Annotated in this window: 6 protein-coding genes; 3 read left to right on the top strand and 3 right to left on the bottom strand. The window is 71.2% G+C overall.

What is annotated here, in order from left to right:
* Positions 1-239: 239 nt before the first annotated feature.
* Positions 240-1,178, bottom strand: coding sequence for a ribose-phosphate diphosphokinase (locus ACLQ3F_RS14655; RefSeq protein ID WP_091406120.1), 939 nt, complete (start codon positions 1,176-1,178; stop codon positions 240-242).
* A 101-nt stretch (positions 1,179-1,279) separates the two neighbouring features.
* Here ACLQ3F_RS14655 and glpK point away from each other — a divergent pair, with 101 nt between their 5' ends.
* Positions 1,280-2,764: a glycerol kinase GlpK gene (gene glpK, locus ACLQ3F_RS14650; protein ID WP_425849276.1), complete on the top strand. Its 1,485-nt coding sequence runs from the start codon at positions 1,280-1,282 to the stop codon at positions 2,762-2,764.
* A gap of 5 nt (positions 2,765-2,769) precedes the next feature.
* On the opposite strand, the gene ACLQ3F_RS14645 is transcribed toward glpK, so the two are convergent.
* Positions 2,770-3,603, bottom strand: a complete 834-nt coding sequence (locus ACLQ3F_RS14645; RefSeq protein WP_355008173.1) for a phosphoribosylaminoimidazolesuccinocarboxamide synthase — start codon at positions 3,601-3,603, stop codon at positions 2,770-2,772.
* Between the two features lie 137 nt (positions 3,604-3,740).
* Between ACLQ3F_RS14645 and ACLQ3F_RS14640 the strand changes: the two genes are divergently transcribed.
* Positions 3,741-5,096, top strand: a complete 1,356-nt coding sequence (locus ACLQ3F_RS14640) for an ABC transporter substrate-binding protein (protein ID WP_425849273.1) — start codon at positions 3,741-3,743, stop codon at positions 5,094-5,096.
* 23 nt (positions 5,097-5,119) lie between these two features.
* On the opposite strand, the gene ACLQ3F_RS14635 is transcribed toward ACLQ3F_RS14640, so the two are convergent.
* Complete coding sequence (locus tag ACLQ3F_RS14635; RefSeq protein ID WP_425849270.1) at positions 5,120-5,368, bottom strand: hypothetical protein; 249 nt, start codon at positions 5,366-5,368, stop codon at positions 5,120-5,122.
* Positions 5,369-5,531: 163 nt separating this feature from the next.
* Here ACLQ3F_RS14635 and ACLQ3F_RS14630 point away from each other — a divergent pair, with 163 nt between their 5' ends.
* Positions 5,532-9,305, top strand: a complete 3,774-nt coding sequence (locus ACLQ3F_RS14630; RefSeq protein WP_425849268.1) for a S8 family serine peptidase — start codon at positions 5,532-5,534, stop codon at positions 9,303-9,305.
* Positions 9,306-9,426 lie beyond the last annotated feature (121 nt).

Genomic DNA, 9,426 nt, shown 5'->3' with positions numbered 1-9,426 from the left:
ACATCAACCGACGCCGCGCCGAAGGCCGCACCACCCGAGAAATCACCCGCTGCCTCAAGCGCTACATCGCCCGACAGCTATACCGCACCATCACCACCCACCACCGCACCTCTTGACAACCCCCACTCACAGATCGGCGGAGGCAGGTACGGCACGGGGCGAGGCGCAGCGCGGGGCAGGGCGCCCCAAGGCGCACGGGGCAGGGCGCAAGGCCCGCCGGGCGCGGGGTGCGGGTTGGGTCAGGCGAAGAGGGCGGAGACGGATTCTCCGTTGTGGATGCGGCGCGTCGCCTCGGCCAGGGCGGGAGCCACCGACAGGACCTGCAGCTTGGGGACCCGCTTGGCGGCCGGGATGGGCACCGTGTTGGTGCAGACGATCTCCAGGACGCCGTCCTGGTCGCTGAGCCGCTGCAACGCGTCGCCGGAGAAGAGGCCGTGCGTGCAGGCGAGCCGGATCGACCGGACCTTCAGGCCGCGCAGATGCTCCATCAGCTCGACCACCGTGCTGCCCTTGGCGATCTCGTCGTCCAGCACGATGACATCGCGGTCGGTCACGTCGCCGATCACCGCGCTGATCTTGACCAGGTCGTCGCTGAACCGCTGCTTCGCCCCGGCCGCGACCGGAGTGCCGAGCAGCCGGGCGAAGGCTGCGGCCTCCTTGGCGTTGCCCAGGTCGGGCGAGACCACCACGGTGTTGCTGAGGTCGTAGCGCCGGAAGTGGGTGGCCAGTTCCCGCAGCGCGTGCAGGTGATCCACCGGAACGCTGAAGAAGCCGTGCACCTGCGGCGAGTGCAGGGTCATCGCGAGCACCCGGTCCGCCCCGGCCGAGGTGAGAAGGTCAGCGACGAGCCGCGCGCCGATCGAGATCCGTGGGGCGTCCTTCTTGTCCGAGCGGGCGTACGCGTAGTGCGGCAGCACCACGGTGATCCGACCGGCGGAGGCACCCCGGGCGGCGTCGATCATCAGCAGCAGCTCGACCAGGTGCTCCTGCACCGGCGGCACCAACGGCTGGATCAGGAAGACGTCCCGCTCCCGGCAGTTGGCCTGCAACTGGACTTCCAGACAGTCGTTCGCGAACCGGGAGACCCGCACCGGGTGCAGCGGCACCCCCAGGTGGGCGCAGATCTCGGCAGCCAGGTCGGGATGGGCGGTTCCACTGAAAACTGCGATGTCGCGCACGTTCGCACATCGTAGGGGAAGCCGACGGCCGCCGACGGCAGCGGGCCGGAACCCGCCGTGACGCCTGTCGCGCCGCGCCGCCGTCCGGGTACGGTGCTGCGGTGACCCCCCAGTACGTCGCCGCCATCGACCAGGGCACCACTTCCTCGCGGTGCATCGTCTTCGACCGGGCCGGGGACATCGTCGCCGTGGCCCAGCGCGAACACCGGCAGATCTTCCCCCGACCGGGGTGGGTGGAGCACGACGCCGAGGAGATCTGGGACAACGTCGAGCAGGTGGTCGCCGAGGCGCTGCGGGCCGCCGGCACCGACGCGTCCGGGCTGGCCGCCGTCGGCATCACCAACCAGCGGGAGACCACTGTCGTCTGGGACCGGGCCACCGGCCGCCCGGTGGCCAACGCCATCGTGTGGCAGGACACCCGGACGGGGCCGCTGCTGCGCGAGCTTGCGTCGGCGTACGGCGAGGAGCGGTTCCGGGCCCGCACGGGCCTGCCGCTGGCCACCTACTTCGCCGGGCCGAAGCTGCGCTGGCTGCTCGACGGGGTCGAGGGCCTGCGTGAGCGTGCCGACCGCGGCGAGGTGCTCTTCGGCACCATGGACAGCTGGCTGATCTGGAAGCTGACCGGCGAGCACGTCACCGACGTGACCAACGCCAGCCGGACCATGCTGATGGACCTCACGACCCTCGACTGGGCGCCGGATCTGCTGGACGCGATGGGTGTTCCGGCGGCGATGCTGCCGGAGATCCGCTGCTCCGCCGAGGTCTACGGCACGGCGAGGGGGGTGCTCGCCGGGGTGCCGGTGGCGAGTGCGCTCGGCGACCAGCAGGCCGCCCTGTTCGGGCAGACCTGCTTCCAGCCGGGTGAGGCGAAATGCACCTACGGCACCGGCAGCTTCCTGCTGCTCAACACCGGCGCCACCCCGGTCCCGTCGACGCACGGTCTGCTCACCACCGTCGCCTACCGGATCAAGGACGAACCACCGGCGTACGCCCTAGAAGGCGCCATCGCGGTCACCGGCTCGCTGGTGCAGTGGCTGCGGGACAACCTCGGGCTGATCTCCACGGCCGCCGAGGTGGAGGAGTTGGCCCGCACCGTGGACGACAACGGCGGCTGCTACGTGGTGCCGGCGTTCTCAGGGCTGTTCGCCCCGCACTGGCGCAGCGACGCCCGCGGGGTCATCGCTGGCCTGACCGGTTACATCACCAAGGGACACCTGGCGCGTGCGGCGCTGGAGGCGTCGGCGTGGCAGACCCGCGAGGTGGTCGACGCGATGAACGCCGACTCTGACGTGGCGCTGCGTCGTCTCCGGGTGGACGGTGGGATGACCGCGAACGGTCTGCTCATGCAGTTCCTCGCCGATGTGCTCGACGTGCCGGTGGTCCGTTCCCGGATCACCGAGACCACCTGCCTGGGCGCCGCGTACGCGGCCGGTCTGGCGGTCGGCTTCTGGCCGGACCTGGCGACACTGCGGGCGCAGTGGCGCTCCGACGCGCAGTGGGAGCCGGCCATGGCTCCGGACCTGCGCGAGAAAGAGCTGCGCCAGTGGCGCAAGGCAGTGCAGCGCACCCTCGACTGGGTCGAGTGAGCCGGTCACTCCCAGCGGTTGCCGGTGAGCTTCTCGTAGACGTCGATGTAGCGGGCCCGGGTCGCCTCGACCACCTCGGCCGGCATGTCCGGGGCGGGAGCCTGCTTGTTCCAGCCGCTGCCGGTGGCCCAGTCCCGCACGTACTGCTTGTCGTAGGAGAACTGCACCCGGCCCGGCTGGTACGACTCGGCCGGCCAGAACCGCGACGAGTCGGAGGTGAGCAGTTCGTCGGCAAGGACCAGGGTGCCGTCCGGCGCCCAACCCAGCTCGATCTTGGTGTCGGCGACCAGGATGCCCCGGTCGGCGGCCAGCTCGGCGCCGCGCCGGTAGATGTCGATGGTGATCTGCCGGAGCCGCTCGGCGGTGGCCTGCCCCACCTTGTCCACCACGTCGTCGTACGTGATGGGCTCGTCGTGCTCGCCGGCCGGGGCCTTGCTCGACGGCGTGAAGATCGGCTCGGGCAGGATCGACGCCTCGCCGAGCCCTCGCGGCAGCTCCACGCCGGAGACCGCGCCGGTCTTCTCGTACTCCCGCAGGCCGCCGCCGGTCAGGTAACCGCGGGCGACGCATTCGACCGGGAGCATGTCCAGCCGCTGGCAGCGGATGGCCCGCCCGGCGAACTCGGCGGGCACGTCGGTGGCCGAGATGACGTGGTTCGGCACGAGGTCGGCGAGCTGCTCGAACCACCAGAGCGAGAGCGCGGTGAGCAGACGGCCCTTGTCCGGGATCGGCGTCGGCAGCGCCACGTCGTAGATCGAGATGCGATCCGAGGCCACCAGGATCAGGTCGTCGCCGTCGGCGTAGACGTCCCGGACCTTGCCCGAGTGCAGAAGTTCCACGCGCCCTAGTACACCACGCGAGATCGCGCGGCCTGATTCGACCACCCGGCCGAGGGTGACCGGACGGACGTTGACACCTTCGTGTGCTGCCTGCGTGAATGGTCCGACCGCCACCCCCGTAGGTCCAGGAGAGCCCCGTGCCCGTTGTTCGCCCCTCGCTCGACCGCCTCGGCGCGGACCCGGGTCGACGCCGACTGCTCAGCGCGCTGCTCGGCGCACCTCTGCTCGCGTCCGGCGGGCTGGCGGGGTGCAGTGACGACGCCGCCACCTCGACCCAGGACGGGCCCGTCGAGCTGTCGGTCTTCTGGTGGGGTGGCACCAAACGGGCCGAGCTCACCGAGAAGGCGCTGCGGCTCTACTCGGATCGCAACCCCCGGGTCACCTTCCGGGTCACCTGGCAGGGCGCCGACGGCTACTACGACCGGCTGGCCACCCAGGCGGGTGGCGGGAACGTACCGGACCTGATCCAGATCGACGACGCCATGCTGACCGAGTACACCCAACGCCAGGTCATCCTCGACCTCACCGACCACCGCCTGGATCTTCGGGGCCTGCCGGAGGGTCTGATCCGCTACGGCACGGTGGAGGGGCGGACGATGGCGGTGGCCGCCGGGCAGACCCACGCCGTGGTGGTGTTCAACCGGGACCTGCTGCGGGAGCTGGAGATGCCGGAGCCCCGCGCCGGGATGACCTGGCCCGACTACATCTCCTGGGCCACGCAGGTCACCGAGGCCAGCGACCGCCGGGTGGCCGGCACCATGGACGGTTCGGGCGACTACCGGGCACTCTGGCTCTGGTTGCGGTCGCAGGGCGGCGAGTTCTACCGGGGCAACCAGCTCGGCTTCGGCGCGGACGAGCTGATCGCGTGGTTCGAGTTGTGGCAGCGGGCCCGTCGGAGCCGAGCCACGCCGAGTGCGGCCCTGGTCGAGCAGGCCGACAGCGGCGAGCCGGCCCGGCAACTGGTGGTGAGCGGCGCGACGGCGGCGTCCTTCGCCTGGTCGCACCAGCTACCGGAGCTTCAGCGACTCACCGAGTCCGAGTTGGGCATCGTCGGCTTCCCCGGCCCGCCGGGGGCTCAGTGGGCACGAGCGTCGATGTACTGGGCGGGGTTCCGGGGCACCCGCCACCCGGACACGGTCGCCGACGTGATCAACTTTCTGACCACCAATGGTGAGGTCGGCGCCGTTCTCGGCCACGAACGTGGGCTGAACGCCAGTGCCCAGGTCCGCCGCTACGCCGAGGGCAGCATCACCGACCCGGCCCAGCGACGTGCCGCCGAGTTCGGTGCCAGCATCGCCGACCTGCTCGGGCCGGCGCCGGCGCCGCCACCCCAGGGACACGCCAAGGTGCGCACCCTGCTGGTCGCCGCCGCCGAGCGGATCCGCGTCAAGCGTGACGGGACCCGCGAGGCCACCGCGCGTTTCCTGTCCCAGGCCATCGCGGCCCTGGCGGCGGTGAGCACCGGCGGCCAGACCGGAACCGGCCGCTGGTGACCCTCCGGCGTCTCCCGGCCTCGTCAGCGCGGCGGGCCACCCCGGCGGTTGCGCATCAGACGCAACACCAGGAACACGACGATCGCGACCACCACCAGGCAGCAGAGCAGCGGGAGCACCCCGAAGCCGCTGCGGCCTCGCCGCTTGGCGGCCTCCACCACGAGTTCGCCGGTGCCTGTGGACGCCCAGGCTGCGACCGGCACGAAGACCGCCAGTACGACCGCACCGAAGACCGCGCTCAGGCGGCCCCACCACTTACCGAATGAAGACATGTGCCCATCCTCGCCGAAGGGCGCAACCTCGGCACGTCGGTCGACGCCGAATCACGGGACCGGATGGTGCGGAAGCTCCCCGGCCGGTGCGCAACGCGCTCGCAACGTCCCGGCAAAGATGATGATCTTTACATGAATCTCTCGAGGTGATCGGATTCGCCTCATGCTCACCTCTTTAGGCAGTGCGCGGATCTCTCGCACCCGAAGATCTGCGGCGGCAGCGGTCGGCGTCACAGTCGTCGCCGCTCTCCTCACCCCCACGGCGGCACACGGCGCCCCACCACCCCCACCGCCGCCGACGAGACCCGCTCCGAGCGGCGACGCGGACCGCACCCCCGTCACGGTCACTCTGATCACCGGCGACCGGGTGACGGTGACCCCGGGCGTCCACGGCGCAACCGAATCGGTGGACGTCAAGCGCGCCCCGGGCGCCACCGGCTCCGTACGCATCTCCACTGAGGGCCGGGACACCTACGTGTACCCGGACGAGGCGTTGCCGTACCTCGCCACCGGTCGACTCGACAAGCAGCTGTTCGACGTCACCCAGCTCATCGCCCAGGGCTACGACGACGCGCGGACCGCCGAACTTCCCCTGATCGTCACCCGCACGACGGGTGCGGCGAAGCTCAGAACCGGCACCACGCTGCCGGGCGCGCAGACCACGCTGGAGCTGCCCTCCGTCCGTGGTGAGGCGATCCGCACCCGCCGATCGCAGGCGGCGGACTTCTGGTCGGCCCTCACCAGTGGACAGTCGCCGACCGGCCGCAGCGCTGCCACCCCGGCGCCCTCCTTCGCGGCCGGCGTCGACAAGGTGTGGCTCGACGGCAAGGCGAAGGCCACCCTGGCCGACACCACCGCCCAGATCGGCGCGCCCGCGGCGTGGGCCGCGGGTGGCACCGGCAGCGGCGTCCGGATCGCCGTCCTGGACAGCGGAGTGGACACCACCCACCCGGATCTCGCCGACCAGGTGGTGGCCTCCCGAAGCTTCATCGCCGGCCAGGACGTGATCGACCGGAACGGGCACGGCACGCACACCGCGTCCACCGTCGCCGGGACGGGCGCCGCCTCCGGCGGCAAGGAACGGGGCGTGGCCCCCGACGCCGACCTGGTGATCGGCAAGGTCCTCGACGAGTACGGCAGCGGGTCCATCTCGGGGATCATCGCGGGCATGGAGTGGGCGGCACGGGCCGAGCACGCCAACGTGATCAACATGAGCCTCGGCGTGAGCGCCTGGCACACCCAGGACGACCCGCTGAGCCAGGCCGTCAACCAGCTGACCGCCGAGACGGGTGCGCTCTTCGTCGTGGCCGCCGGCAACAGCGGACCAGATCCGTACACCCTCGGCGCGCCGGGCACCGCGGACGCCGCGCTGACCATCGGCGCGGTGGACACCTCCGACCACCTGGCGGGTTTCTCCAGCGTCGGGCCCCGGATGAACGACGAGGCCCTCAAGCCCGACATGACCGCACCCGGGGTGGACGTGCTGGCGGCACGCTCGCAGCACATCCCCTGGGGTGAGGGCTACTACTACACCGACAGTGGCACCTCGATGGCAGCGCCGCACGTCGCCGGGGCGGCCGCCCTGCTGGTGCAGAAGCACCCGACCTGGAGCGCGCGGCAGCTCAAGGACGCGCTGATGGGCACCAGCGTCCGCACGCCCGACTACGACGCCTATCAGGCCGGTAGCGGTCGGTTGAACGTCGCCGCCGCCTACCACCAGGACCAGATCGTCGCGTCCGGGTCGGTGGACGCTGGACTCGTCGGTTGGGGCAGCGCGCCACAGCCGATCAAGCGGACGATCACCTACACCAACACGACGGACGGCCCGATCGCGTTGGAGCTCTCCGTCGATCACGGCACCGCCCCCGCGCAGACGTTCACAGCAACCGCCGACCGCGTCACGGTGCCCGCTCGGGCCAGCGCGACTGTCGACGTCGTGGTGGCCCCGGCCGGCCTCTCCCCCGGCAGGTACTCCGCCCAGGTCACCGCCCGCTTCGCCGCAGGCGAGGTGCACACGGCCGTCGGGGTCGCCGTCGAGTCCAAGAAGTACGACCTCACCATCCACCTGAAGGACCGCGCCGGCCAGCCCATGAGCGGCGAGGTCGAGGTCGTCAACGCCGAGACCGGCTCCGCCTTCATGTGGGTGCCGGACGGAAAGCTCACCGCCCGCCTGACGCCCGGCTCCTACACCGTCGTCGCGGCGGCGGACGTGGAGGGTCTGCACGGGCCCCGCTCTCTCGGGCTCGCGATGCTGACCGCTCCGGAGGTCGACCTGACGACAAACCGGGTAGTGGAACTCGACGCCGCGCGGGCCCGCCAGGTGAAGGTGGCGACACCCCAGCCGACCGCCGTCGTCAACAGTCGAATCGACGTCTACCGCTCCTTTACCGAGAGCGAGCCGACACCCGCCGACTGGAACGCCCTGCGCGAGACGTTCTGGCCGGGCGCCGCCTACGACAGCCTGTGGGCCCTGCCGACCGGGAACAAGGTGCGCAAGGGCAGCTTCGTCTTCACCACCCGGATCCGCGCCGAGCAGACGCCGCTGGCCATCAGCTACCAGGGCCGGCAGCTCAGCGACCCGCTCGCCCAGCCCGGTTCCCCGCCCCTGCCCGACGGCACCTCGCGCCTGGACGCCGTCTTCGCGGGTGCCGGCGGCACCGCCGACTACGCCGGCCTGGCCGCCCGCGGCAGGGCCGTGGTCGTCCGCGGCAACGACTCGGTGACCCCCACGGATCAGGCAGCGGCGGCGCACACCGCCGGCGCGGCGATGCTCGTCGTGGTCAACGACCGCGCGGGCCGCAAAAGCGAGTGGTACGGCAACCCCGACGCCGTGACGACCGGACCGATCCCGGTGGCCTCGGTGACCATGGACGAGGGCGAGGCGTTGATCCAGAAGATCAGCGCTGCCGGCCGCAAGCCGCTACGACTGGTCGTCGTCGCCCACCCCAGGGCGAAGTACCTGTACGACCTGGTGGACTACCACAGGGGCGGGGTGCCGAAGGACCCGTCCGCCAAGACCGACCCGCGCAACCTCGCCCGGATCGATCTCACCTTCTCCCCGCCCCCGGGGAAGCAGTCCAGCGAGACCCGGATGGACTTCCCGCCGTACGAGTACGCGGCGGCACGGCCGTTCCCGTTCGAGCCGGTCGCGCCGGGGCCGCGCACCGACTGGGTCTCCGCGGGCGGCGGCGTCAAGTGGATGCAGTACGCCGACGTCGCCGACTGGGCGCGGTCCAACACGGAGGCCATCGCCTACCGGCCGGGCAGCGTGCAGAAGGACCGTTGGTTCGGGCCCATCACCCGACCACGGCTGCTCAGCACCGAGATCCCGTTCCGGGGCGAGACCGGCATGAGCGCCTACATCCAGGGGTTCGGCGACGCGGGTGCCGCACACAGCGGCGGGGCCAGCATGTCGCAGATCGCCACGTTCTATCAGGGCGACAAGCAGCTGACCCAGTTCAACGGCTGGCCAGAGGTCGGCGCAGGTGACCTGTCACCGGAGAAACTGCCGTACCGGCTGGTCGTCGAGACCACGGGCAAGCCCGAGTTCAGCCCGTACTCGACCGCCACGCACACCGAGTGGAGCTTCGTCTCCGGCGGCACCGCCGAGGTGCAGGCCATCCCGTTGGTTCAGCTGGACTACGGGACGGACGTGGACTTCGCGGGTCGGACGAAGCGCCGAACCGACTTCTCGATCACGCCAGTGGTGGTGGGCAGCACCGCGGCTCGGGATGCCGTGTCGTCACTCCAACTGGAGATCTCCTACGACGACGGGGTGACCTGGCAGCGGCAGGACCTGCGGGAGAAGAAGGGAACCTGGCAGGCGTCGTTGAACGCGCCGCCCCGGGCAGACTTCGTGTCGATCCGGGTCACCGCCAAGCAGCGCAACGGTGGCGGCGTCACCCAGAGCGTCACCCGGGCCTTCGGCCTGCGGTAGAACCCGCCGGGGGTCGGTGCCGACGAGGTACCGGCCCCTGCGGGCCCCTCGCTCCTGGCAGCGGCACCAAACAGGTCCGGCCCCCACACTGTGGGGGCCGGACCTGTTTCACTTTCAGTGG

The sequence above is a fragment of the Micromonospora sp. DT15 genome (assembly GCF_049841475.1).
In the GTDB taxonomy this organism is placed as follows: Bacteria; Actinomycetota; Actinomycetes; order Mycobacteriales; family Micromonosporaceae; genus Micromonospora.
Note: the sequence above shows the minus strand (reverse complement) of the source record. Positions and strands in the feature narration are given on the sequence as shown.

What these genes read in the sequence shown, in the direction of transcription:
- ACLQ3F_RS14635 (WP_425849270.1), bottom strand. Translation starts at nt 5,368, where the DNA reads ATGTCTTCATTCGGTAAGTGGTGGGGCCGCCTGAGCGCGGTCTTCGGT.
- ACLQ3F_RS14630 (WP_425849268.1), top strand. Translation starts at nt 5,532, where the DNA reads ATGCTCACCTCTTTAGGCAGTGCGCGGATCTCTCGCACCCGAAGATCT.